Origin of the sequence: Lysinibacillus sp. GJ-1 (genome assembly GCF_021166035.1) — a bacterium.
Lineage (GTDB): Bacteria > Bacillota > Bacilli > Bacillales_A > Planococcaceae > Lysinibacillus > Lysinibacillus sphaericus.
The window spans coordinates 2,932,349-2,957,226 of the sequence record NZ_CP088912.1; the positions used below are offsets into that span (position 1 = coordinate 2,932,349).

The 24,878-nt window shown below is 37.6% G+C and carries 21 protein-coding genes and 4 pseudogenes; 4 read left to right on the top strand and 21 right to left on the bottom strand.

Features of this window, described 5'->3' with window-relative positions:
* Positions 1-50 precede the first annotated feature (50 nt).
* Positions 51-1,477 (bottom strand): annotated as a pseudogene (lpdA, locus tag LO754_RS14510) (dihydrolipoyl dehydrogenase).
* A gap of 239 nt (positions 1,478-1,716) precedes the next feature.
* Complete coding sequence (locus LO754_RS14515; RefSeq protein ID WP_025219917.1) at positions 1,717-2,811, bottom strand: Leu/Phe/Val dehydrogenase; 1,095 nt, start codon at positions 2,809-2,811, stop codon at positions 1,717-1,719.
* Positions 2,812-3,120: 309 nt separating this feature from the next.
* Between LO754_RS14515 and LO754_RS14520 the strand changes: the two genes are divergently transcribed.
* Positions 3,121-3,357 carry a DUF2627 family protein gene (locus tag LO754_RS14520; RefSeq protein ID WP_010859733.1) on the top strand — a complete coding sequence of 79 codons (237 nt, stop codon included), beginning with the start codon at positions 3,121-3,123 and terminating at the stop codon, positions 3,355-3,357.
* A 53-nt stretch (positions 3,358-3,410) separates the two neighbouring features.
* Here LO754_RS14520 and LO754_RS14525 read toward each other — a convergent pair whose 3' ends face one another.
* The 17 genes and pseudogenes from LO754_RS14525 to nusB all read right to left on the bottom strand — a co-directional run bounded on the left by LO754_RS14525 (position 3,411) and on the right by nusB (position 20,390).
* Positions 3,411-4,139: a glycerophosphodiester phosphodiesterase family protein gene (locus LO754_RS14525; RefSeq protein ID WP_231784670.1), complete on the bottom strand. Its 729-nt coding sequence runs from the start codon at positions 4,137-4,139 to the stop codon at positions 3,411-3,413.
* Entirely contained in the window at positions 4,132-5,703 is a 1,572-nt protein-coding gene (locus LO754_RS14530; protein WP_025219919.1) for a flagellar assembly protein A, read from the bottom strand. The genes LO754_RS14525 and LO754_RS14530 overlap by 8 nt, the downstream gene beginning before the upstream one ends.
* A 421-nt stretch (positions 5,704-6,124) precedes the next feature.
* The gene (locus LO754_RS14535) at positions 6,125-6,325 is read right to left on the bottom strand and encodes a hypothetical protein (RefSeq protein WP_024361162.1); all 201 of its coding nucleotides are present in this window, start codon (positions 6,323-6,325) and stop codon (positions 6,125-6,127) included.
* Positions 6,326-6,407: 82 nt separating this feature from the next.
* Positions 6,408-6,785 carry a PH domain-containing protein gene (locus LO754_RS14540; protein WP_024361163.1) on the bottom strand — a complete coding sequence of 126 codons (378 nt, stop codon included), beginning with the start codon at positions 6,783-6,785 and terminating at the stop codon, positions 6,408-6,410.
* 160 nt (positions 6,786-6,945) lie between these two features.
* Positions 6,946-7,923, bottom strand: coding sequence for an S-layer homology domain-containing protein (locus tag LO754_RS14545; protein ID WP_231784671.1), 978 nt, complete (start codon positions 7,921-7,923; stop codon positions 6,946-6,948).
* Between the two features lie 595 nt (positions 7,924-8,518).
* Complete coding sequence (locus LO754_RS23785; RefSeq protein WP_435892036.1) at positions 8,519-8,689, bottom strand: site-specific integrase; 171 nt, start codon at positions 8,687-8,689, stop codon at positions 8,519-8,521.
* Between the two features lie 186 nt (positions 8,690-8,875).
* Positions 8,876-9,662, bottom strand: a pseudogene (spo0A, locus tag LO754_RS14550) (sporulation transcription factor Spo0A).
* Between the two features lie 355 nt (positions 9,663-10,017).
* On the bottom strand, positions 10,018-10,965 hold the full coding sequence (locus tag LO754_RS14555; protein ID WP_024361170.1) for a SpoIVB peptidase S55 domain-containing protein: 948 nt from the start codon (positions 10,963-10,965) through the stop codon (positions 10,018-10,020).
* A 127-nt stretch (positions 10,966-11,092) separates the two neighbouring features.
* Positions 11,093-12,784, bottom strand: coding sequence for a DNA repair protein RecN (gene recN / locus LO754_RS14560; protein WP_024361171.1), 1,692 nt, complete (start codon positions 12,782-12,784; stop codon positions 11,093-11,095).
* A 117-nt stretch (positions 12,785-12,901) separates the two neighbouring features.
* Positions 12,902-13,351, bottom strand: a pseudogene (gene ahrC / locus LO754_RS14565) (transcriptional regulator AhrC/ArgR).
* 101 nt (positions 13,352-13,452) lie between these two features.
* Positions 13,453-14,271 (bottom strand): TlyA family RNA methyltransferase, encoded by an 819-nt coding sequence (locus tag LO754_RS14570; RefSeq protein WP_108029719.1) that lies wholly within the window; start codon positions 14,269-14,271, stop codon positions 13,453-13,455.
* A pseudogene (gene dxs / locus LO754_RS14575) lies at positions 14,271-16,167 on the bottom strand (1-deoxy-D-xylulose-5-phosphate synthase). The gene LO754_RS14570 and the pseudogene dxs overlap by 1 nt, the downstream one beginning before the upstream one ends.
* 164 nt (positions 16,168-16,331) lie before the next feature.
* The gene (locus LO754_RS14580) at positions 16,332-17,213 is read right to left on the bottom strand and encodes a polyprenyl synthetase family protein (RefSeq protein ID WP_024361175.1); all 882 of its coding nucleotides are present in this window, start codon (positions 17,211-17,213) and stop codon (positions 16,332-16,334) included.
* 5 nt (positions 17,214-17,218) lie between these two features.
* Positions 17,219-17,452: an exodeoxyribonuclease VII small subunit gene (xseB, locus tag LO754_RS14585; protein WP_024361176.1), complete on the bottom strand. Its 234-nt coding sequence runs from the start codon at positions 17,450-17,452 to the stop codon at positions 17,219-17,221.
* Positions 17,453-17,454: 2 nt separating this feature from the next.
* Complete coding sequence (gene xseA / locus LO754_RS14590; RefSeq protein WP_025219922.1) at positions 17,455-18,807, bottom strand: exodeoxyribonuclease VII large subunit; 1,353 nt, start codon at positions 18,805-18,807, stop codon at positions 17,455-17,457.
* Positions 18,808-19,111: 304 nt separating this feature from the next.
* Positions 19,112-19,975, bottom strand: a complete 864-nt coding sequence (folD, locus tag LO754_RS14595) for a bifunctional methylenetetrahydrofolate dehydrogenase/methenyltetrahydrofolate cyclohydrolase FolD (protein ID WP_231784672.1) — start codon at positions 19,973-19,975, stop codon at positions 19,112-19,114.
* A gap of 34 nt (positions 19,976-20,009) precedes the next feature.
* Positions 20,010-20,390 (bottom strand): transcription antitermination factor NusB, encoded by a 381-nt coding sequence (gene nusB / locus LO754_RS14600; RefSeq protein ID WP_024361179.1) that lies wholly within the window; start codon positions 20,388-20,390, stop codon positions 20,010-20,012.
* 328 nt (positions 20,391-20,718) lie between these two features.
* On the opposite strand from nusB, the gene LO754_RS14605 reads away from it, so the two are divergent.
* On the top strand, positions 20,719-21,561 hold the full coding sequence (locus LO754_RS14605; protein WP_231784673.1) for a MerR family transcriptional regulator: 843 nt from the start codon (positions 20,719-20,721) through the stop codon (positions 21,559-21,561).
* A gap of 186 nt (positions 21,562-21,747) precedes the next feature.
* Positions 21,748-22,917, top strand: a complete 1,170-nt coding sequence (locus LO754_RS14610) for an MFS transporter (protein ID WP_024361181.1) — start codon at positions 21,748-21,750, stop codon at positions 22,915-22,917.
* Positions 22,918-22,989: 72 nt separating this feature from the next.
* Here the strand turns inward: LO754_RS14610 and LO754_RS14615 are convergent, their stop codons facing one another.
* Positions 22,990-23,400 carry an Asp23/Gls24 family envelope stress response protein gene (locus LO754_RS14615; RefSeq protein WP_024361182.1) on the bottom strand — a complete coding sequence of 137 codons (411 nt, stop codon included), beginning with the start codon at positions 23,398-23,400 and terminating at the stop codon, positions 22,990-22,992.
* A gap of 330 nt (positions 23,401-23,730) precedes the next feature.
* On the opposite strand from LO754_RS14615, the gene LO754_RS14620 reads away from it, so the two are divergent.
* The gene (locus LO754_RS14620; RefSeq protein WP_024361183.1) at positions 23,731-23,940 is read left to right on the top strand and encodes a hypothetical protein; all 210 of its coding nucleotides are present in this window, start codon (positions 23,731-23,733) and stop codon (positions 23,938-23,940) included.
* A gap of 121 nt (positions 23,941-24,061) precedes the next feature.
* Here the strand turns inward: LO754_RS14620 and LO754_RS14625 are convergent, their stop codons facing one another.
* Positions 24,062-24,835 carry a class I SAM-dependent methyltransferase gene (locus LO754_RS14625; RefSeq protein ID WP_231784674.1) on the bottom strand — a complete coding sequence of 258 codons (774 nt, stop codon included), beginning with the start codon at positions 24,833-24,835 and terminating at the stop codon, positions 24,062-24,064.
* Positions 24,836-24,878: the final 43 nt, after the last annotated feature.

The following is a 24,878-nucleotide window of genomic DNA, read 5'->3' on the forward strand; positions in this document are numbered from 1 at the left end:
TATGTCGGTCTTTTTATTTGTTACAATTCGGCGTAATGTCTATAAACGCATTAAAAATGAATAGCTCGCTTATCGACAGCTAAAGCTGACTCCACTAATACTTCATTTAATGATGGATGTGGATGGATTGCTTGACTAATTTCCCAAGGAGTTGCATCTAATAATTTCGCTAATGAAGCTTCTCCTATTAAATCTGTCACATGCGGCCCTACCATATGAATACCCAAAATATCGTCCGTTTTTTCATCGGCTATTATTTTAACAAAACCATCTGATTCTCCATTAACTAGCGCCTTACCTATTGCTTTAAAAGGAAATTTACCAATCTTTAATACATGACCATTTTCGCGAGCAGCACTTTCCGTTAAACCGATACTAGCCACTTCTGGGAAGGAATACACACATTTCGGTACTTGCAAAACATCTAACGGCGCTACTTTTCCTGTCGCAATATGTTCAATAGCGGACAAGCCTTCATGTGAGGCAACGTGCGCCAATTGTAAACCACCGATTACATCTCCAATGGCATACATATGTGATTCCTTTGTTTGATAAGAATCGCGTACTTGAATAAAGCCGTTGTCGATTTCAATATCGGTATTTTCTAAACCAATGCCATGTATATTTGCTTCACGTCCAACACAAAGCAATAATTTCTCTGCTTCAAATTGTTCCTCATTATCCTGAAGCTTCGCCGAAATGAAAACGTTATCATTTTCTATTTTAAAGCTATCTGTATTTAACCGAGCATTCGTCACAATGCGCACACCACGATTTTCAAGCTGTTTTGTCACTTCTTTTACAATATCCGCATCCTCAGCTGGTAAAATCGTAGGACCGTATTCAATTACAGTTACAGCTACTCCAAAATCACAAAGCATAGATGCCCACTCGATGCCGATTACACCACCACCAACAATCAATAATGAAGTCGGTAATTCTTCCATTTGCAATGCATGGTCAGAATTCATGACATACTTCCCATCAACCGTTAATCCTGCCATTCCTCGTGGCTTTGATCCTGTTGCAATGACAACATTGGTAGGAACAAGCATTTCATTTTCCTCACCATTGCGCATCTCTACTGATATAGTACCTGGCATTGGTGAGAAAATAGATGGTCCTAAAATTCGACCTGTTCCTTCATAAACATCAATTTTGCCTTTTTTCATCAGTGTATTCACACCTTGGCTTAATTGCTCTACTATTGCTTGTTTGCGCGCTTGCACCTTATTGAACTGCAAGGTAACACCTGTAATGTCTACGCCAAATTCACTCGCGGTTTTATTGACCATACGATATACTTCAGCACTTCGAAGTAATGCTTTACTCGGAATACAGCCTTTATGTAGACAAGTACCACCAAGTCGTTCACGTTCCACAATAGCTGTTTTTAAGCCTAATTGTGCCGCACGGATTGCTGCAACGTAGCCACCTGTCCCTCCCCTAAAATAACAACATCATAATTTTGAGCCATATGTTATTCCTCCTTATGAGAAAAGTGCTAAAGCCTCTCTCTCCTAACTGGCGTCATAGTGCAATCCATCGAGGAAAAGCGCTGTATCGCCACAGGCAACAATCTCTATCTTAAAGACATTGCAATGAAAGGTGTACGTCATTTATTGTAATGACGAATCTATTAGCCTAGACATTTATTTACTACTATTTAAACAGAAGAAGTCGACAATGCGACTTCTCTTTAGCGAATAGACGTTGTTAACGGCCGTTCAAAATATTTTTTTCATTTTTTAAGAACTGACTACGCGATTTCGCTACACGAGCAATACGTTCTTCTGCCAAACGATTTGCCGCAACATATGTTGGAATACTATCACGTTTGGAAATTTCAAAGATTTTTTCAATACTATCGTAAATACCATCTACACGTTTCATCGCTCGTTCACGATTATAGCCATATAATTCGTCCGCGACATTGATTACACCACCTGCATTAATGACATAGTCAGGTGCATAAACAATGCCTAGCTCGTGTAAATAATCTCCATGTCGTGAATCTTGTAGTTGGTTATTAGCAGAACCAGCAATAACTTTTGCTTTTAATTGCGGAATCGTTTCGTCATTTAAAATTGCGCCAAGTGCACACGGTGAGAAAATATCCACTTCTTGTGAATAGATTTCATCAGGTGCAACTGCTGTAGCGCCAAAATCATTGACAACACGATCAATAGCCGCTTGGTTAATATCTGTTACTACAAGTTTTGCACCTTCATTATGTAAATACTCGCAAAGCTTGTAAGCTACGTTTCCTAGCCCTTGTACCGATATAGTACGACCTTCTAGCATATCCGTACCAAATGCTTCTTTCGCCGCTGCTTTCATGCCACGATAAACGCCATAAGCAGTTACTGGTGAAGGATTACCCGATGAACCAAACGCTGGCGATATACCTGTAACGTAATTTGTTTCCTCATGGATTAAATCCATATCTGTTACGGTTGTACCAACATCTTCAGCGGTAATATAGCGACCGTTTAATCCTTGAATGAAACGACCTAAAGCACGGAACATTTCTTCGTTTTTATCTTTAAATGGGTCCCCAATAATGACCGTTTTTCCACCGCCAAGGTTTAAACCAGCAGCTGCATTTTTATATGTCATCCCGCGTGCTAATCTTAATGCATCCTCAATCGCATTTTCTTCTGTCGCGTAGGTCCACATACGAGCACCACCTAATGCTGGTCCAAGTGTTGTGTCATGGATAGCGATAATCGCTTTTAACCCAGATGCTTCGTCTTGGCAAAATACCAATTGTTCATAATCATACTTTTCCATATACTTGAAGATTTCCATGAAAACTCGCCCCTTTGCTTTGGAAAGTGCAACCCCTAATGCCCATCCCAATCAAATTTTAAAAAAATGATAAAACTGTTTTGCAATGGATAATATCGCTCCATTTAATTTTACAATACTGACAAATTCACAATTTCGCAACTATTATTACACTTTTCCTACTAAGTAAGAATTTTCTAAAAATTCAGTTACGATTACTAGTTTTTGAGCTTCTTCCTGCGCTTTTACGAGACGCCTTAGATTCATAGGCTTTCTTGACATTCCATTATCCACAGGTACAATTAAAGTTAGGTATGAGGAGGGACATGTATGGCTCGTTTTGCTGCGTTTATTGTCATGCTAATTCCAGGTCTAATGGCCGCAGGTGGCATTAAATTTATGCGTGATACATTATTCGGTAAGCTCATCTCACCTTTCCCATTTTTATGGCTACAATTTGTTGTTGGCATCATTTTCTTTGTTGTCGGCTTTGGCTTTTTCGCAGGCTTTTTATTACACCGCGATCGAAAAAAAGGAAAAGTGGCTCCGCGCTTCCAAAAAAAATAAAAATAGCTATCCAAATAGGCCACAGAACTTTGTGACTTACTGGATAGCTATTTTTATTGACGTAGCTGTACATGGATAACTTTATCCGGAAAATCAGTAATCCACCCTACTACGGATGTATGTGGAACCGTCAAAAACTTTTCACTGCCATCAATCGCATAAAAGCGACATGTCTTAGCACTAGCTACACATGCCTCTAAATAGCGGGGTTTATAATACTTTTTATGCATATGAACACAATCAATTGCCTTATAATCACTCAGCAAATCCCATTTTAATTTTTTTGTGGCGATTAGCGCTGTTTCATGCTGTGGCGCATGACGTTTCACAACCTCTAACAGCTCATAATGAAATGATGAAAAATGGCTACCTGCTGGTAATTTAAGCCCTTGAAGCAGTTGAACGAGCGCATCTTGATTGTCAAGAATGGTCGATTTTAATTCAATATTCAGTGGGAGTTGGTGTTTATTTGCCCATGCTAAAACCGCTTCAAATGTCGGAATTCTATACGATGAAAAAAACCTTCTCCACGGCTTCCCTAATTTAAAGCTCTGCAATTCCGCTATTGTGCAATCATTCACTAGCTTATTACTGCCTACTAATCTTGATAATTGCGGATCATGGTAAACAACGGGTATCCCTTCTTTTGATAGCTGAATATCTAACTCAATCCCATTGGCACCTAGCTCTAATGCTTTTTCAAACGCTTTGAAACTATTTTCTAGCGCATAAGCAGACGCCCCGCGATGCGCAAACACAGGGATGAATGATTCATTATACATTCAGCTCACCAAACTCCAGTAAAAATTTTCCGTTCGTCATTTTATTTAACAACGAGGACTTTTTGCCAATTTGAATATAGGTACCAGGATAGGCTTCCTTTGTAACAATAATTTCTTCTTTTCCAGCATGACGCATTTCATCCATCATTAACTTAATTTCACGATCTAGCGTCACCGCTTCTGCTTTTAACTTTGATAAGCTTTGCTTTGTTTCTTCAAAGGCAGCAATTTGCTGTGTAGACATTTGCTTAAGCAGCGGTAGTAAACTTGTAATCTTCGCTTCACGCTCTGAAATATCGGATTGCAATTGCTTTAACTGTGTTGCTTTGTCTTGCATCATTGCATAACTTTCCTGTTTATTGACACTTTCAATGATTAAATCCGTTCTCCGCTCTAAACGGTTTCCCGAAATGGCTGTAACAATGGTATTTTTTGCAACAGCACGCCCACCAATGATTTTTCCTCTGCGCTCATCGACAAAAATGGAATGGGCAGTAAGTTGTGATCCAAGTGAATAAAAACCGATATGAATACTATCATCTGCGACTAAAATAGCTTCATTGACATGCTTCACGAAAATATTGCCACCGGCTTCAACGAGTGTTGAACCCAAACCAAAAATACCACCTCGAATGTATACATCACCTTCGATTGATTTAATTAGTTTTGCGCCGCTTACCCCTTCCGCACCTTCAATGGAAATATCTCCGGTTGCAATAACAGTATAGCCAGTTGTAACGGTTCCCTTAATGCTTAAAGAGCCATTAAACTCTAAATTCCCCGTCTCAACGCCTACATCTCCATGAATTGGTAGATGGCGATTTACACCAATCGCACCTTTGACATCATCTAACACACCCGCTATTTTCGAACGAATGACGATTTTACCATCTTCTTCTACTTCATACGCTGATTTTTTGTCATATCGAATAGGAAAATCACGACCAGGTGCTGCCGCAATCATTTCACCGAGTACATTTTGACCAGGCTTGCCCATCGTTGCAGGAATTTTCTCACCGAGCCAAGAGCCTTCTGAAATTTCTGAAATAAAATTCATGTCGTAGTAATCGGCTTTCCCATCCTCACGAATGACAGGTTTTCTTTCAGGTTTAGGTAAATATGTAATTTGTGCATCCGTACCTGCCACAGGTGACGTTCCTTGCGCAATTAAAAACGCTTTGCCAGGTTCAACCTTTGAAATATCAAAGTCTAAAATGCCATAAATAATGCCTTGATCCGCTAATGTTTCCAAAATTTGTTCCGTTAATTTTTCTTTATTCTTTTGAATATAATCAGCTGTTTCATATATAAATATAGAGGCAGACATTTTATCTCGAGCAATTTCAGCTTCAACATTTGGAAGCCAGCGTCCAATCTCAACAGGACTTGTGCTTTCTGTCGCTAGTACAGTTTTTAATATAGAAAAATTAGATAACTTTAGTCGTGGGTGACTACGTAAGACGCCATCAAATTCTTTTAATGGAAACCCAGCGCTGTATGTAAGCATAAATACCTTTCCGTTTTCTTCCGATATTTCGAAGTTATCATTTCGAACTAGAATCACGCTACCTCCTCCTTCCCTCTATATGTAAGTATATACAATCTATTTACATTTGTTTAGAGACAATTGTCACTACTCATAAAGAAAATACCCCTACTTTATCAGTAAGCTCTGTACACAGTGCAAACCTTTTTCCTCTAAAAAATAGACGATATATACTATAAAAAAACATGTTTTCCTTCGTTGCAAAAGTGGAAATGTTATTATTGCATAAAAACCCAGTAAATTTTTAGGTTATTTTTAAGAACACTTTGAAAAAGAAATAGCTATATTCACATAAATCCTCATTTTAATTTTTTCGTATTAGGTCTTGTCTACTAAAAAACTTCTTAAAGTAGAATATTACTGCATAAAGTACCATTTTAACTTACTATTTATTTGCAAATTTACTTAAGTCTCCTACATAAAGACTCTGGGCTTTTAGTCATTTATTATCTGTAAATAAGTCACTGCTTAATCTATCTTGAAATGCTTCAATTCTGCTATCCGTGCATAATTGTTCACGCGTTAAATAGAAAACACTGATGCTTCCATTAACGCTCAGTCGCATCTCATATAACTGCTCATTAATTTGTGTTATTTCTAATGCGTTATGATGGTCAAGTTGAAAATTTACGCTTTTCATTTATAATCCCTCCGTCCCTATTATAGTCAAAAAGGCAAAAAAACGATTAACAGCTTTAACCCTGTTAACCGCCCATTGAATACTAACCTAGCACATATTCTGCTAAAACACTTTGCACTTTATAAATGTTAGTCGATTTATTAAAATTTTTCTGTATCGGCAATTGGCTGCCTGAAACCCAAATTTTCAGCTCTGCATCCAAATCAAATGTGCCCGCCGTTTCCACTGAAAAATGCAAAATATTTTTGTAAGGAATTGAATGATATTCGGTTTTCTTACCCGTTACCCCTTGTTTATCGATTAAAATTAACCGCTTATTCGTAAAAATAAACGTATCTCTAATAATTTTATACGCATTTTGAATGGTCTCATTCGGTATTAAGATCTCTTTCATTTCTTCCTGCAATTTATCTAGATTGACTTCACTTGCATTGCCCATTAATCCATCAAATAACCCCAATTGTGTTCCTCCCAATTTCTCAGACTTTAAATAATATTTTATATTATTTATTGATAAAAAATACCAAAATTTCATATTGCTTAACGATGTTCATTTTTACTTGCAAGTAAAGTGATAAAAATCTACCCCATTAAATATACGGGGTAGATTAATCAGACAATTAACGATACGTATAACCAAAGTCAGCACTGAAATCGATTGTTTCATTATTTTTTATTTCAATATCTCTAATTGTATGCTTGTAAAGCCACATCCTATTATCTTCAAAAACTTTATAATTATAATCACCAAATAAAGATTTAAGTTGATTATGTGAATTTAACGTTTCTGTAAAATCTCTTGTTGTATTCTTAGATGAAATAACTGCAATATAATTCCCTACAGGTAAGTTATTAAGGACGTAATTCCCATTTGCATCAACTACAGTTCCATGTACGTCTTTTAACTCTCTTTTATTTTCTAACCAATCAAACAGTTCTTGTTGAGTATAACTTGGATAAGATGCATTTTTTGAGAATAAATAAATTCTTGCACCTGTATCTCCTTTATAGCCAATAAAATCATTATATTTCCAAACTACTGTACCTTTTAAAGTGCCATAGCCTGTACTTGAAATATTTGAATTGCTACCTGTCTTTAAATAATTTTCCGTTCTATTCATAAATGTTTTTAAGTGAGCTTGTGTTAACTTATTGTTAGGCTTAAATGTGCCATCATTATAACCATTTGTAATTCCAGCAGCTACTAATTGTTGGATTGCACTATATGCACTACTATCTTTATTTATATCTTTAAAAGTCACATTTCCTGTAGGCAATTTTGAACCAAATGCTCTTGAAATAAATATAGCAATATGTGCTCTAGTTAATTCTTGTGCAGGTTTAAAAGTGCCATCTGCATATCCGGTTACAATCCCTTTATCAACAGCCGATTGAATATAACCACTTGCATAATGACTTTTTGGAACGTCTTTAAATTGCGTCTCTCTCTGCGTCCCATCCAAGCCTAGTAATTTTCCAATTTCAACAATCGCTTCTGCACGATTAGACATTTTTTCTTGTGCGTTTACTTGTATAACATTCAATGAAACAATAGAAACAATTACTGCTAAAAATAAAGAATATATTACCTTTTTCATTTCAAATGACCCCTTTTTAAATTATTTAATCTATTACAATTTTACCACCTATCATTTTTAATGTTACCATAAAATGAAATATTAAGAAATATTTAATTATCCGAACATAATTAATTACAATTTCTTACTTTTGGTAAACATATGTGTATATAAGTCATATAACCACTGCTGTAAATGTTGAAATTATCTTTGATTAGCGGCTATATCCTATTGAAAGAAGTCTTATAGGCTTTTTGCAAAGAGAAAAAAGAGAGCAAATGTATTCTACAGAGTATTGCCTGCATTAGAACGACTAACTGGCGCGAAACATTCATTGGATGACGTAATAATTTATGTAAGTACTGGTGACTATAAGAATTAATCTGAAATCGGTAATCTTGGAGGTGAAATGGTCTTGGGAATTAAATTCACTTTAGCGGAAACGTTATCGCAATACTTCGCTCCGGTTTGACAAACTTAACGTTTTTCAGTGGACTTTTGCGAATCAGTTGTTCATTAAATAAGTGCGAATAAAAAGCTTTAATGTTGCAGATATAGACCTGCTTGCCATAATCGCCACGTCGTTCTGGGTAGTTTACAGGCGTTACAGCAACACTTACTTAAAACTTTCCTCGTTCTTCAATTGAACGAATATAACACGTACATGCTCCTCTGTAACTGTTTTAACATCAGTTATATTAAATGAATCTTCTAAATACCGCACAAATAGATTCAATGTCTGTTCATATGAACTTAGTGTTTTTTGGAAAGACCTTTCGCTGAACAATCAAGCATATATCGGTCTATTTCTACTAAAAACGGATTTAAAGCCATAAAAAAATACGCCCCCTCAAACAGTCGTCATAAACTGCTTAGTAAGGCGTTATTAATTACGCAATATAATCGTTATATATAATAAGTTTACCGGCTATTCTCCGCTAGCCTATCGTCCACAAACGCAGTCATACCGCGATTAACTCGCCATCATATCAATACGAATCTTGTCCGCAATCATGGCGATGAATTCGCTATTTGTCGGCTTCGACTTTAAGTGGTGTACGGTGTAGCCAAACATCGACGAAATGGACTCGTAATTGCCACGATTCCATGCGACTTCAATGGCATGACGAATCGCACGTTCTACACGTGACGGTGTTGTATTGAATTTCTTTGCTATTTCTGGATAAAGAATTTTCGTCACAGACCCTAATAACTCGATATCTTCAAACACCATTTGTATCGCTTCCCGTAAATACGAGTAACCTTTAATATGAGCAGGTACGCCAATTTCTTTAATAATCGCTGTAATGGTGCTATCAAGCTGATGCTGATTTAATTTTTGAGGAGTTGTCGGCTGTAATACACTCGCCTTTTTCGGTATAGAAGCCTTTTGCACAATGTAATATTTTTTGGACAAGCTGGTCGAATTCAAATGGTTTTAGCATAAAGTACGATGCTCCTAAATCCACTGCCTGTTTCATTACATCTTCTTGACCAAATGCTGTGAGCATAATGACTTGTATCGAAGACATACGATCATTTTGATACATCGCTTCCAATACTGCTAATCCATCTAGATGAGGCATAATTATATCCAGTAATAAAATATCAGGTGTGTATTCTTCAAGCATTTGAAGACATACTTTCCCATTCTAGGCCGTTGCAATTATTTCAATTTCGGGATGTCCTTGAAAATAATGCTCCATTGTTTTTAATAATTCTCGATTATCATCTGCTATCGCCACTTTTACCTTTGTCATTTCCATTCCTCCTTCTGGACTTTGCTTTGACTGTTCAAAGCATAAAACCGTTACCCCTAATGTCTTTTTGACACACTGTGGAATTTTCGACATTTTTGGGTTAAAAACCTTTTCAATTTCCAAAAATGAGTATGTAGTCCGATACTTTCTTTTTTTCTCGACAAGTTACGATACTTAACAGCAAATTGTCGAATACACTTATCACTTATTTTAGTGAAAAAATGCTGATAAAACTACACTTTTTTTTAAGTATCGCTAAAGTGTTCACAAAAACCATGAAATACTTGGGGAAAGAGCTAAAATATACTATTTTACCCATGAAAGAACGGAGCTACCAGAGGCAGCTCCATCCAATTCATGAAGATTTTCTTAACATTTCTGCCACTGTAATAGCAGCCCCTTTTTTCGGCTCCTCAACAAACATATGTGTGACAGCACCAACGAAACGACCATCTTGTATGATGGGACTACCACTCATACCTTGTAAAATGCCACCTGTTTTTTCAATAAGCTTTTCGTCAGAAACGATAAATTCAAGCCGTTCATTTTCAACTTTTGTAATTTCAATGGAAAATGTTTCGACTTTACTTCCTTCAATAGCTGTATAAATTTCAGCCTTCCCCAATTTTATATCTTTTGCATGCATAATTTCGATGGCTTTGGGCAATCTTTGTTGATAGCTATCTTCCCATCGGCCAAAAATTCCATAAACCGTATTTTTATCAATACTCCCTAATCGTTCCTGATGTTTTTCAATGGAGGAAATTTTATAGCCGGGTTGACCAGGTAGGCTTTTACGGATTTGATGAATGGATGCTAAGAAAATGGAGCCTGCTCGGAAGACAGGTGCTTCTTGGAGAGTTGAGTCGACAATCTGGTGGCCTAATGCTCCGTAATTTAATGTCTCTGGATCAATGTATGTCAATGTCCCTACTCCATCTGTTTCATCCTTTAAAAAAGAGATGACATGTTCTGCTTCTTGCTTTTGTAAGTCAACTGTTAATGCTTTACCTTCACTTTTTATCGTCCATTTTTGTTGCCCATGGCGAGCAATGGCTTGCTTGGCATCAGCAAGTGTTTTTACCGTTGTATCATTTATTTTTTCGATAACGGCGCCTCCTTTCATCCACTGATTGGAAGCTAATAACACATCATGCGCAACAAAGACATGTGATAATTGAAGCTGAATTCCAATTGCTTCACCCATCGGTATTAATTTTTTAGCCGCAAAAGCCTGAATGGGCATAAATAACAAAACGATGAGCATAGGCAAAATGACAAATTGACGCCAACGACGATTCATACGACACCTCCTTTTGAATTTTGTCTTTATACTATGTGTTGTTGTGCGGTTCTTATAAGCGGTAAATATTTGTGCAAAATGAAAAAAACCCAGAAACATTGGATTGCCTCTGGATTTTCTTATTAATTTAGCGCATTTGTTTTTTTCGTTCGTTTGCCATCTTTAACAATTCTGTCGCATGCTGTAAAGTTAAATCGGTAATTTCTGCACCTGACATCATTCTGCTCACTTCTTCAATACGAGCATCTGTATCGATTTCTGCTAAAGAAGTAAATGTCCGATCATGTTCAACCTCTTTTTTAATGAAGTAATGATGGTCAGCCATCGCCGCCACTTGAGGTAAATGCGAAATACACAAAACTTGAGAATTAACAGAAATAGCTGCAATTTTTTCAGCGATTGCTTGCGCTACACGACCGCTTACGCCAGTATCCACTTCGTCAAAAATAATGGATGTTACACCATTGGAAGAAGAAAAAATCGTTTTTAATGCTAACATCATACGCGACAATTCCCCACCTGAAGCAATTTTCGGTAAAGATTTCGGTGGTTCCCCGACATTCGTTGAAATATAAAAGATCACTTGGTCTTTACCATTGACATCAAAGTAAGGTAAAGCATCAAAATTTACAATAAATTTTGCTTTTTCCATATGTAATTCACGTAGCTCTGCCATAATAGCCTCGCTTAAATCATTGGCTGCTGCTTTTCGAACATGCGAAAGTTTTTCAGCAAATTCACTTAATACTACTTCCATTTCAAGTACTTTTCGTTCTTTTAATTGCAATATTTCATCACGATTTAAAAGCTCACTAAGCTCTGTTTTAATCTTCTCATAATAGGCGAGCATTTCTTCAACAGTGGAGCCGTATTTGCGCTTTAAGTTTTGGAAAAGTGCCAAGCGTTGCTCCACTTCATTTAATCGCGCAGGATCAAATTCTAACTCGTCTAATACATTTTTTACCTGATAGGCGGCATCCTGTAAAGCATAAAAAGCAGTTGTTACCGACTCAGATGCCTCTTTAAACTGTTCATCGATGACCGCCGCATCATCTAATGCGCCCATCGCTGTACCGATCCAGTCAAGCCCTTTTGTCTCCCCCTGAATTGCTTCATAGGCAGCACTCGAGCGTTCGAAAATTTTATTAAAATTCATTAGACGACGACGTTCATCTAACAGCTCATCTTCTTCACCAAGCTTTAAATTTGCATCTTCCAATTCTTTCATTTGGAATTGGTACAAATCAATGCGTTGCGCCATTAACTGCTCATCAATAGAAATGGTGGCTAATTCTTTTTTTAATGCCCGATATTCGTTATATTGAATACTATATTGTTCAAGAATCGGTGATAGTTGCTCTTCTGCAAATTGATCCAATAAATGAATATGTTGTTTTTCATCCATTAGTTCTTGATTTTCATGCTGACCATGTATATCAATTAAACTTGCACCAATATCTCGTAAAACCGATAAAGGGACCAATTTGCCATTTACCCGACAAACACTTTTACCAGAGTCATTTAAATCGCGGCGTAAAATAATAGAATCTTCTTCTATTTCAATGCCTGCTTCCTCCAATTTCTTATATACAGGATGTGCAGTGCTTGAAATTTGAAACAACCCGCCTAACTCTGCTTTTTTAGCACCATGACGAATAAATTCTGAATTGCCTCTACCACCAGCAAGTAAATGTACCGCATCAATAATAATGGATTTCCCAGCACCAGTTTCTCCTGTTAGTACAGTTAAACCATCCGAAAAACTAACCGTTAAATCCTCGATGATGGCAAAATTTCGAATACTAAGCTCTCTTAACACAAATTGTCACCTCTGAATTAAATTCAACTGCTATTATTCTCGTGCTATCAGATGCAAAATGACCGCTTTTTTTAAAACAGGCAAGCAACTGTTAACCTTTGGATTTTTGTTTCTCTCTTATAGCATGTCCAATAAGCGATTTTTTGTATTTTCTCGCTCGGCTTCATCGCGACAAATAATTAAAATAGTATCATCCCCTGAAATCGTACCTAAAATTTAAGGCCAATCTAAATGATCCAGTAATGACGCAATAGCATTTGCATTACCTGGGAGTGCTTTCATTACTAAGAAATGGGATGCTCCGTCAATGCTCACAAAAGCATCCGCTAATGCACGATGTAATTTTTGTACTGGATTGAATCGTTGGTCTGCGGGTAAGCTATATTTATAGCGTCCATCCTGCAAAGGTACTTTTACTAAGTGCAGTTCTTTAATATCACGTGAGACCGTTGCTTGTGTCACATTATAGCCTGCATCCTTTAAAAAATCGACTAAATCATCTTGTGTTTCAATTTCATGATTTGCAATAATATCACGAATCCGTATATGTCTTTGCCCTTTATTCATATCGTTCACCTCTTATAAATAGTTAAATATTTGTATAATTACACTACCATTTTCAGCATAAAAGCACAAGAAAAAACACGGCTCTACTTAATGAGCACGTGTTATTTTAGTGCACTATGCGCTTCTTCAACGAGTGCATTAAAAGCTGTATATGGTGGAATACTTTCATCCCCTATAGGATTCACTAAATGGAATAAAAATTCAATATTCCCCTCACCGCCAGTTATCGGCGAAAAAGAAGCATCCTTCACAACAAAGCCGACTTTTGTTGCCATAGCAGCGGTTTTTTCTAGAACATCGAGATGGACTTTTTTATCACGGACGATACCCTTTTTACCAACATTCTCTTTACCTGCTTCAAACTGTGGTTTAACAAGTGCCATGACATCCCCACCTGGCATTAAAACCGTTTTTAGTACCGGTAAAATCAATGATAGTGAAATAAAGCTCACATCGATTGTAGCAAACTCTGGTAAACCTTCCGTTAAATCTGCCGCTGTTGTATAGCGGAAATTCGTTTTTTCCATAACTGTTACACGTTCATCTGAACGAATTTTCCACGCAAGCTGATTGGAGCCAACATCTAAGGCATAACAATGTCGCGCACCATTTTGTAATGCACAATCTGTAAAACCACCTGTAGAGGAGCCGATATCAAGCATCAGCTTCCCCTCTACAGACATATCAAAAATTTGCAAAGCTTTTTCTAGTTTCAAGCCACCACGGCTCACATATTTTAAATCTGACCCTTTTACTTGCAGCGGTGCATCGATTGCAATTTTTTCTCCTGCTTTGTCGATGCGTATTTCATTAGAAAAGACAAGACCCGCCATAATGGACCGTTTTGCCTTCTCGCGCGTCTCACAGAGCCCACGCTCTACAAGTAAAATGTCTACACGTTCTTTCGGTTGTTTTGTCATTATTTGTTCAAACCTACTTGCTGTTTTTGTTGTAGTAACACTTGCATACGTGCTACTGTATCTTCTGCTGTCATATGGATTTCCGCTAGCAGTTGGTCTACGTTTCCATGCTCAATAAATTGATCTGGAATACCCATTCGATCAATGATTGCAGTGAAATAACTATGGTCGTGTGCAAATTCCAAGACGCCACTACCAAAGCCCCCCTGTAATACCGCTTCTTCAATCGTTAGCACTGGTTTATTGCTAGTAAATATACGATGCAGCATGTCCTCATCCATCGGCTTAATAAAGCGAGCATTCACCACTTCAATTTCTACGCCTTGTTGCGCGAGCATATGCGCTGCTTCCATTGCCATTGGAATAGTTGTGCCGAATGTTAATATCGTCGCATCTTTCCCCTCACGTAGCACTTCCCAACTACCTATTGGTAAAGCCATAAGCTCCTCATCGAGTGGGACGCCTATCCCATTTCCACGTGGATAACGAAGGGCAATCGGTCCGCCGTTATAATCAATGGCTGTTTTCACCATATGTTGACCTTCATTCTCATCCTTTGGCATCATGATCGTCATATTGGGAATATGGCGAAGGAATGCTATATCAAATACGCCTTGGTGTGTTTCACCATCTGCACCAACTAAACCAGCACGATCAATCCCAATGAAAACGTTTAAATTTGGACGCGCAATATCATGTAGAACTTGGTCATATGCACGCTGTAAAAACGTTGAATAAATCGCTAAAAATGGTTTCATTTTTTGAGTAGCAAGACCTGCAGCCATCGTTGCGGCATGTTGTTCAGCTATGCCGACATCAAAAAAGCGTTTAGGAAAGTCTTTTTGAATCCCTTGCAATTTTGAGCCAACAGGCATCGCTGGCGTAATCGTCACAATGCGTTCATCTTCATGTGCAATTTTACGAACAGTTTCAGCGATTAAACTACTCCACGCAGGACCTTTTGTTTCAGATTTAACAAAGGCACCGGTCTCCATTTTATATGGCCCTGTCCCATGCCAATTCCCGATTGTATCGTCTTCTGCTGGTTTGTAGCCTTTTCCTTTTTCGTAATGACATGCACAAGCACTGGTTTTACTTTTTAGCATAGGATAAAGTCGTTTCAAGCGCCTCAAAGTCGTGACCATCAATTGGCCCTAAATATTTAAAGCCTAATTCCTCAAAGAAGACACCAGAAACGACTAGATATTTCAAACTGTCTTTCAAGCGTTCAGCAGTTGAAGCTAGCTTCCCACCTAAAACCGGAATTTTATTAATTAATGATTCTAATTCTTCTTTGGCTTTTGAATATTCTTTGGCAGTTCGTAAGCGACCTAATACGTTGTGTAATGCGCCAACATTCGGTGCTATGGACATTTCGTTGTCATTTAAGATGACAATCATATTAGTTTTTGCATGCCCTATATGATTTAATGCCTCAAGCGCCATACCGCCAGTTAAAGCTCCGTCCCCAATAATCGGTACGACGAAGTTTTTTTCGTTTTTAATATCACGTGCTGCTGCCATACCCATGGCTGCTGACAACGATGTCGAGCTATGACCCGTTTCCCATTCATCATGTTCACTCTCCACAAGCTTTGGAAAACCACAAAGCCCTTTGAACTGACGCAAAGTGTCAAATTGACTCGCACGACCTGTCAAAATTTTATGCACGTAAGCTTGGTGGCCAACATCCCATAAAAACTTATCTTTTGGACTGTCAAACATTTTATGAAGCATAATTGTCAGCTCCACAACACCCAGGTTCGGTCCGATATGACCACCTGTGACAGAACATTTTTCAATTAAGAAAGTTCGAATTTCTTTTGCAAGTTGTTCAAGCTCTCTCTTATCTAAGTTTTTTAAAAAGGATGGACTAGAAATCTTGTTTAAATCCACCTTTCTCACACACCTTTTCAATAAATTATTCACCGCAATCGTGTTTCCACCATTATAACAGTGTTATCCATATGCTAAAAGTACGAACACTTATTGTTTGCCTCTTGGCAAAACGTCCTCACCTATTCTAGCATATTCTTTCCCTTTAACGCCCATTTTTTCTCTTAGTTTTTACGATGAACAATATAGGCCGCAAACTCACGCAGTAAGCTGACATCTACTTGTAAGTTATCCAGTGCTGCAATAGCTAGCTGATAATGGTCAGCAAGTTTTTCTTTGGCTCCAGCTAACGTTAGTAATGCAGGATATGTGCTTTTATCGCTCGCTACATCCTTCCCTGCTGTTTTGCCTAATTCCTCTGTTGTGCCTTCAATATCTAAAATGTCGTCTTGGATTTGGAATGCCAGCCCAATATGATGCGCATATTCTTTTAAAGTAGCACGGTCTTCTTGCGAAGCATTGGCTAATACTGCACCCGATTCAATACTAAATCGTAAAAGTGCACCTGTTTTATTGACATGTACATGTTCTAGTTCCGTTAGGCTTAGTTGACGTTGCTCACCTTCCATATCGAGCACTTGACCGCCAACCATCCCTTCAGCACCTGCTGCTACGCTTAGAAGATTGACAAGTTCTATTCGTTGCTCCGCTGAAAGATCCATGCGCGCTAAAATGCCAAACGCTAGCGTATTTAACGCATCGCCTGCAAGTGTTGCAAGGGCATCACCAAACACTTTATGGTTAGTTGGTTTGCCACGACGGAAATCATCGTTATCCATGCTCGGTAAATCATCGTGAATTAAAGAATACGTATGAATCATTTCAATAACAGCACCGACTGTAAGCCCTGCTTTTAGGTCTTTACCGTAGATTTCTAAAACTGCTAATACAAACAGTGGGCGAATACGTTTGCCTCCTGCCTTTAATGAATATAGCATCGACTCTTTTAAATGAGCTGGTGCGTCAATTTTCTCAACAAGTGCAAACATCTCAGCCTCCACTTGTGGTGTGTTGCTCTGAATAAAATGTTTTAATTGTTCGTTCATTTTAACTAGTTCTCTCCCTTTAGCGGATCAAATACTGTTGTTTCGCCTGTTTCTTGAACAATTGAAATTAACTGTTCCTCGGCATGCTGTAGTTTACTATGGCAAAACTGTGAAAGCTCCATGCCCTGCTTATATAAATCAATAGCATTTTCTAATGGCACATCACCCTGCTCTAATTGGCGGACTATTTCTTCAAGTGCCGTCATTGCTTCTGCGAATGTTTGTTGTTTCTTCGCCATTGCTATTCCTCCTTACTATTTGGCAAGACATTTGTCACTTCGGCTATTACTTTCCCATCGTGGAAGGCCAATGTTAGTTGATCTTGCCGCTTTAAGTCAGTAGACGATTTCAACACTTTGTCATCTTTATATGCGACTGTGAATCCTCTTGTTAAAATAGCAAGCGGATTTAATGCTTCGAGTGTTCTTACAGATGCCTCAAATTGTTGTTTTTGCTTTGTTACGTAATGTGTTGCAGAACGTGTTAGCTGTTGAATGCGCTGTTCTAATTCCCTTTGATGAAAAACGAGCGCTTTTTTTGGTGATTGCTGCTCTACTGCGCTATGCAATTTTTGAAGTTGTGCTTCTTTTTTCATCAAATCTACTTGCATCGCTTTTTGTAAAGTTGTTTCAAGCTGTGCTAGCCGTTCGGTAAACGGACGATACAATCTTTCTGGCATCGATAAAGGATAGGACTGTTGTAGCTTATTTAGACGTTGTCGCTCCGTTATAAGTTGCGCCCTCACGATTTGGTGAAGCTGCGATTTTTGAGTCAACACTCGTTGATACAATTCTTGCTGGTCAGGAACTGCCATTTCAGCAGCAGCAGTCGGCGTTGGTGCACGTAAATCTGCTACATAATCGGCAATCGTCGTATCCGTTTCGTGCCCTACTGCGCTAATAATTGGAATCCGACTATCAAAAATAGCACGTGCTACAGCTTCCTCATTAAACGCCCATAAATCTTCAATTGATCCTCCACCCCGTCCTACTAACAAGACGTCACAAACAGCATCTTGATTAGCGCGTTCAATATTGTGTACGATGCTTGGTGCTGCTTGTGCCCCTTGTACAAGGGTCGGATAAATGAGAATTTCAGCAAGCGGATACCGTCGCTTTAAGGTTGTACAAATATCTCGAATCGCGGCTCCAGTAGTGGATGTTAAAACACCTATTTTTTCAGGAAACTTTGGAATTGGCTGTTTCCATTCTGGTTTAAAAAGCCCTTCTTTTTGAAGCTGTTCTTTCAGTTGATTAAAAGCAACAAACAGGCTTCCGATTCCATCTGGTTGCATTTCCTGCACATATAATTGATATGTACCATAGCCTTCGTAAACGTTTACATCTCCTCGGATAAATACTTGCATACCCTCTTTAGGCTCGAATGCTAATTTTGTTGCTGCAGTTTTAAACATCGTAGCTGCAATCCGTGCGCCATCATCCTTTAACGTAAAGTAAATATGCCCAGATTGGTGTACTTTAACATTCGATAATTCCCCTTTGACATAAACTTCGCGAAGATGTGGATCTGCATCGAATTTTCGTTTAATATATTTCGTTAACGCTTTTACAGTTAAATAAGAAGCTGATGACATTATTTTCGGCTCCTTTACTAAAATCAAGTTTTTCACAAAACTACACTTATCATAACATTTTTTGTCGCCCCTGACGTGTAAAAATACAGTTTCACGAGAAAAAACGTCTGTCTTTCATCCTATTTTAAAACATTACTGTAACATATTTATTCCAAACTTGGCTCGGATGAAAGTGGCTACTATGTGTCCTTTTTAGTGGCGATTCTTGCAATATTTTATCCGCACACGATGTACTTGCAAAAAGAGAGCCACCTCAAAAGTAATGAGATGGCTCTCTAAGCAAACGAAATTCTATGGTAAGTAATTACTTCATTTTATTCGCAAGCTTTGTTTCTGCCGCTTGCACTGTGTTGAAGAGTAACATCGTGATTGTCATCGGGCCGACACCGCCTGGAACTGGTGTAATGTGAGATGCGATACCGTCAACCTCTGCAAAGTTTACGTCCCCGCATAGCTTGTTGTTTTCATCGCGGTTAATGCCGACATCAATAACAACAGCACCTTCTTTCACATGCTCTTTTGTAATAAAGTTCGCACGCCCTACCGCTGCAATTAAAATATCCGCTTGTTTTGTGAATGAAGGTAAATCTGGTGTTTTTGAATGCGTGTATGTCACCGTCGCATCTTTTTGTAGCAATAGTTGTCCCATTGGTTTCCCTACAATATGACTTCTACCTACAATGACTGCATGCTTTCCAGCGATTTCAATTCCTGAATATTCAAGAAGCTTCATCACGCCAAACGGAGTACATGGTAAAAATGTTTCCTGGCCAAGCATCATTTTCCCAACGCTAACTGGCGAGAAGCCATCTACGTCTTTTTCAACAGCGATTGTCGCAATAACTATGTCCTCATCAATATGTTTAGGCAGTGGTAATTGTACTAAAATCCCGTGAATATCTTCACGATTATTTAAACATTCAATTTGCCCTAACAGCTCTTCTTGTGTCGTTTCCTCTGGCAGTTTAATTAACTCTGAAAACATCCCAATTGCTTCACAAGATTTTTGCTTATTTCTCACATATGTAGCTGAAGCTTGGTTGTCCCCAACTAGAACAACCGCTAAGCCTGGAATTAAACCTTGCTCCTTTAAACGAGCTACTCGCTCGGCTACTGAACTACGAATTTCTTGACCAATCTCTTTACCATTAATAATTGCACTTGACATAAACCTTAGTTACTCCTTCCAATTCAACACATTTTTATTGTTCTGTAAATTTAGAAAGTACGCCATTAACAAATTTTGACGATTTATCGTCTCCAAATGTTTTGCATAACTCGATTGCTTCATTAAGTACTACTCTTTTTGGTGTTTCTTGCATGTATAAAAGCTCGTATACAGCTAGTCGTAAAACTGTTCTCTCAATTTTTGGCAGACGGGCAAGTGACCACTTTTCTAGATGCTGCGTTAATGCCGCATCAATTTCCTCTAAATGTTCAGCTGTTCCATTTACAATCTTTTCGTAGAAAGCATTTGTCGGTTGACCTTTAATATGTGCTTTTGCTTCTTCGACTGTAAGATCTGTATTGTCTAGCTGAAACAAAACTTGCAACGCTTTTTCACGTGCTTCATGTCGTTTCATGTAAAGCTCTCCTTCTTAAGTGGCATTAAGGTTTATAATAGCATAAATTCGTACGAGAAACACGGATTCAAGCAAGTTTTCAATAATCTGAAACCTTTTTCAAGCAACTTTCTACTTATTTTAACTTCTAATTTGTTGAAATGTTAAAAATGTAGTGCTACCTTAATTTTAACTTGTGGACCTTCTTACAATATATAACGGAAACTTTTAAAAATAGGATGCAATCTTATCGAGCCATTTCTTTGCTGAATGCTATAATAAAAAAATACACTTTCTTTAGCGAGAGTTTGACACAAACGCAACATTTTTTACTAGTGGAGGAAAACAGATGAAAGAACATTATTATACAATCGGGGAAGTTGCAAAATTAGCAAACCTTTCTGTGCAGACCCTTCGTTACTACGACCAAATTGACTTGTTTAAGCCTGCTTATACTGATTCCGCTAGCAATTACCGCTATTATAAAGACAGTCAGATTTTTTACTTAGATATCATTAAGTCACTAAAATATATCGGGACATCACTTGAAGACATTAAAAAGGCGGTTATGCTAACGCCTGAAGAGCTGCTTGTTTTTTTAGAACAACAAGAACAACGGTTGGAAGAAAAAATTTCACGTCTGAATGAAGTAAGATACACGCTGTTGAAAACAAAAAAGCAAATGCAAGAGCAAATTGACATCCCCATCTTCGGCGAAGTTTACACGCGTTTTGAAGAAGAAATGCCAATATTACAAGTGACTACGACTGAACTGACACCCACTTCTAGCACCAATACATACTACAGCATTTTAACAAAAATTATCGAGAATGAAGGAAGTGTCTTAAATAGTCGCTATGGATGTATTTATCCGCTCGCTCATTACAAAGATGTAAATGACATTTTTTATGATGCGATTTTCACTCCACTATTAACGGAACGTAGATTTTCTAAACTGACAACGAATATGAAACAAACCATTGTACCTGCAGGTAAGTATGCTTGCATTGCTTTTATTTATCACCCCGATACGTATTTTTCCTTTTACGAAAAACTTAAAAAATATGTAGATGCGCAACAAACAGCATTTGAATCCACCGTTTACGAATTATATATGCCCGCAACCTTAACTGATGAGCAGGAAAAGAAGTTTATTGTAGAATTAAAAATCAGACAAAGTACGACGCTTTAATCACCTTCCTCATTGTAATAAGAATAATTCTAGTGCATTGCATAACTATGCCGTTTTACTTCCACACTAAAAAAATAAAAACAAATCTTTTGACCCTATAGTAACTATAGGGTTTATTGTATTAGATGGAAAATATTCTAGTAGATTATGAATCTCGTGTATCGTGAACTGTTGAAGGAGAGAAAAATGAACAAGAATCAAGCTATAACATTAACTATTTTATTAGCCAATCTCTTTATCGCCTTTTTAGGAATAGGATTGGTTATCCCGGTATTACCAACTATTATGAACGAGCTTAATATTACAGGCTCTGTCGTTGGCTATATGGTGGCAGCATTTGCCATAACACAACTGATTGTATCGCCAATTGCAGGGAAACTGGTGGACCGTATTGGCCGAAAAATCATGATTGTTGTTGGTCTATTTATTTTTGGCCTTTCAGAGCTATTATTTGGGATGGGCCGTTCCATTGAAATTTTATTTTTATCGCGCATGCTTGGTGGTGTAAGTGCTGCTTTTATTATGCCCGCAGTAACAGCATTTATTGCTGATATTACAACAATGGCGCAACGTCCGAAAGCACTTGGCTATATGAGTGCAGCTATTAGTACTGGCTTTATTATAGGACCAGGGCTCGGTGGATTTTTAGCAGAATACGGTACACGTTTACCTTTCTTCGCTGCCGGTGTTCTCGGTTTCGTAGCAGCGTTATTATCGCTCACATTTTTAAAAGAACCGACACGTGCTACGGATGATACAGAAGCCGCATCTTCTATTTTCAGCAGTGCGAAACGAATTTTTAGCCCTTTGTATTTCATTGCATTTGTGCTTATTTTTGTCCTTTCATTTGGTCTTGCAGCATTCGAATCACTCTTTAGTTTATTCGTTGATCATAAATTTGCATTTACACCATCTGATATTGCTATTATCATTACCGGTAGTGGTATTATTGGTGCCATTGCCCAATTACTATTGTTTGACTGGCTTACGAAGAAAATGGGCGAGATTAATGTTATTCGATACTCCCTCATTCTGTCTGCCACGCTGACTTTTGCCATGACAATCGTTAATCATTATTTCGCAATATTATTTGTGACATTCTTTATTTTTGTCGGCTTCGATTTAATTCGTCCTGCTGTTACGTCCTATTTATCAAAAATTGCAGGAAATGAGCAGGGCTTTGTTGGGGGCATGAACTCTATGTTTACAAGTCTCGGAAATATATTTGGACCAATTATTGGGGGAATATTATTCGACATTGACTTAAATTATCCTTATTACTTCGCTACCATCGTGTTAGTTTTCGGCGTAATACTTGCACTGTTCTGGAAGAAACCAAAAGATATCGCGCTATAAAACCTTTTAACCAATTTAAAAAGGAGTTGCCTTCTATGGTGAAATATCACCAAGATGGCAGCTCCTCTTTTTTTATTCTGGTACTACTGTTTCCTCTTTTTCGAAGTGAATACCTGTAATATGGACATTCACCTCTGCTGTTTCAAGTGCAGTCATATTTAAAATTGCTTGGCGAATTTGCGTTTGTACATCCTTTGCCACTTTCGGAATTGAATAGCCATATTTTACAGAACAAAATACATCAATGGTAATTTTCCCATGTTCTGTTACACCAGATTTTATGCCCTTATTGTGTACTTTCTTACCGAAGCGTTCAACGACGCCAGTTGCTATATTACCACGCGTTGCTGCGATACCCTCTACCTCGTTTACTGCGATTCCAGCTACAATTTCAATTACTTCTGCAGCTACTTCAATTTTCCCAAGCTCTTCTTTACCAGAAGGTGTTGGTTGTACGAAAGATTGTCCTACTTTCTCTGCCATACAAATATCATCCTTTCCCTTACACATCGCAAGCAAATGCTGTTGTTATGCTTATTATACTATAAAAAGGAAGGTTTGGCTTAGAAAAGACGTTTTCATTTTTTTACATACAAGTAATCCTAGAAATTTCTTCCTTGTTGAATAGACATTGAAAGTTAATCACCGGCTTCTATTATGCTTTCAATGGGCTTTTTATTGTTGACTGCTAATAACACAAGTTATATCACTAACGATATCTTAACGATTCTATCTACACCTTACACTGCCTACGTGCTACAATTGCTTTATGATTGAAAAATATTCCAGATGTTTTATGGTGGGGGATTGAAGATGGATAATGAAACAATTGAGAAAAACGAACTTTATGGTTATAAAACCTACAATATTTTTGCTTATATCATCGGTTTATTATTATCACCATTACTAGGGGTTATTATGGGCATAGTAGGCGTCAAACAACGTAAGAAATATGCATGGAGTATTATTGTTGTTTCAATTGTAGGTGGGTTGTTGAATTTTTTCTTAGTTAGTAATCTATAAAATTTTTTACGCTTGTAATGATGAACTTGCGTTATTGGTTATCCTTATACGCAAGTTCTTTTTGATAGTTCTTCCGTTCTGTCATTGCAATAGCGTGTCTATAAAAAACCTTCAAAACTTTTCAGTTGCTTATTTTTTTACAAACATAGATTAACTCGTAACTGTCATTCGTAGCAACGGTTTCTTTCCAGTCCTGAAATACATCTACAATTTCAAAACCGTTGTACAATAAAATCCGTTCCATTTCTTTTGGATATACATATCTTAAGCTTATCTTTGTGCTCTTTTCATCCACCATTTGACCTTCACTATTTTTATACTTTCTAATTGTTGTATAGTGTTGGATTTGACTTAAAGCATCATAATGACTAATTGTATAGACATCAACAATATGAAACGAATCGCGATCAGTATACGTTCTCCAATATTCTTCCGTACTTGGTTGAAGTAATTCCTCTGCGCTAGGAAACCTCGTACCAAAAATGAAGATGCCTCCCATTTCCAAATGTTTATTCACTGAAGAAAGTAAACTATCTTGCGCATTGTTCGTCAAAAAATGTTGAAATGAATTCCCAACTGAATAAATGAAATGACTTTTCGTTGGTAATTGCAATTTTGTACAATCTTGTTCCACCCATTCAATCGGCAAATCAAAACCCGCTGATTTTTTCTTTGCTTCATTTAACATACCTTTATGGATGTCTACTCCTATCATTTGATAACCATTTTTAGAAAGTGGAATCGTCAGTCTCCCCGTTCCACAAGCTAAGTCAATAATTGTTCCTTGTGTAGTTGACGCCCACTTTAACAAAAAGGGCAATTCTGCCAAATAGCTCTCATTTTCTATGTCATATAAAATCGGGTCATCGTATTCTTCAAAATTATACATAACCATATCTTCTCCTCTCTTTTCAATTTATTTACAATGTTAACATAAA

Bases quoted from the DNA above. Each gene is read 5' to 3' on its own strand.
- LO754_RS14610 (WP_024361181.1), top strand. From the start codon at position 21,748: ATGAACAAGAATCAAGCTATAACATTAACTATTTTATTAGCCAATCTC.
- LO754_RS14620 (WP_024361183.1), top strand. From the start codon at position 23,731: ATGGATAATGAAACAATTGAGAAAAACGAACTTTATGGTTATAAAACC.
- LO754_RS14625 (WP_231784674.1), bottom strand. From the start codon at position 24,835: ATGGTTATGTATAATTTTGAAGAATACGATGACCCGATTTTATATGAC.
- xseB (WP_024361176.1), bottom strand. From the start codon at position 17,452: ATGGCGAAGAAACAACAAACATTCGCAGAAGCAATGACGGCACTTGAA.
- LO754_RS14580 (WP_024361175.1), bottom strand. From the start codon at position 17,213: ATGAACGAACAATTAAAACATTTTATTCAGAGCAACACACCACAAGTG.
- LO754_RS14615 (WP_024361182.1), bottom strand. From the start codon at position 23,400: ATGGCAGAGAAAGTAGGACAATCTTTCGTACAACCAACACCTTCTGGT.
- nusB (WP_024361179.1), bottom strand. From the start codon at position 20,390: ATGAAACGACATGAAGCACGTGAAAAAGCGTTGCAAGTTTTGTTTCAG.
- LO754_RS14605 (WP_231784673.1), top strand. From the start codon at position 20,719: ATGAAAGAACATTATTATACAATCGGGGAAGTTGCAAAATTAGCAAAC.
- LO754_RS14515 (WP_025219917.1), bottom strand. From the start codon at position 2,811: ATGGAAATCTTCAAGTATATGGAAAAGTATGATTATGAACAATTGGTA.
- LO754_RS14535 (WP_024361162.1), bottom strand. From the start codon at position 6,325: ATGAAAAGCGTAAATTTTCAACTTGACCATCATAACGCATTAGAAATA.
- LO754_RS14570 (WP_108029719.1), bottom strand. From the start codon at position 14,271: ATGACAAAACAACCGAAAGAACGTGTAGACATTTTACTTGTAGAGCGT.
- LO754_RS14525 (WP_231784670.1), bottom strand. From the start codon at position 4,139: ATGTATAATGAATCATTCATCCCTGTGTTTGCGCATCGCGGGGCGTCT.
- LO754_RS14555 (WP_024361170.1), bottom strand. From the start codon at position 10,965: ATGAATCGTCGTTGGCGTCAATTTGTCATTTTGCCTATGCTCATCGTT.
- folD (WP_231784672.1), bottom strand. From the start codon at position 19,975: ATGTCAAGTGCAATTATTAATGGTAAAGAGATTGGTCAAGAAATTCGT.
- xseA (WP_025219922.1), bottom strand. From the start codon at position 18,807: ATGTCATCAGCTTCTTATTTAACTGTAAAAGCGTTAACGAAATATATT.
- LO754_RS14545 (WP_231784671.1), bottom strand. From the start codon at position 7,923: ATGAAAAAGGTAATATATTCTTTATTTTTAGCAGTAATTGTTTCTATT.
- LO754_RS14520 (WP_010859733.1), top strand. From the start codon at position 3,121: ATGGCTCGTTTTGCTGCGTTTATTGTCATGCTAATTCCAGGTCTAATG.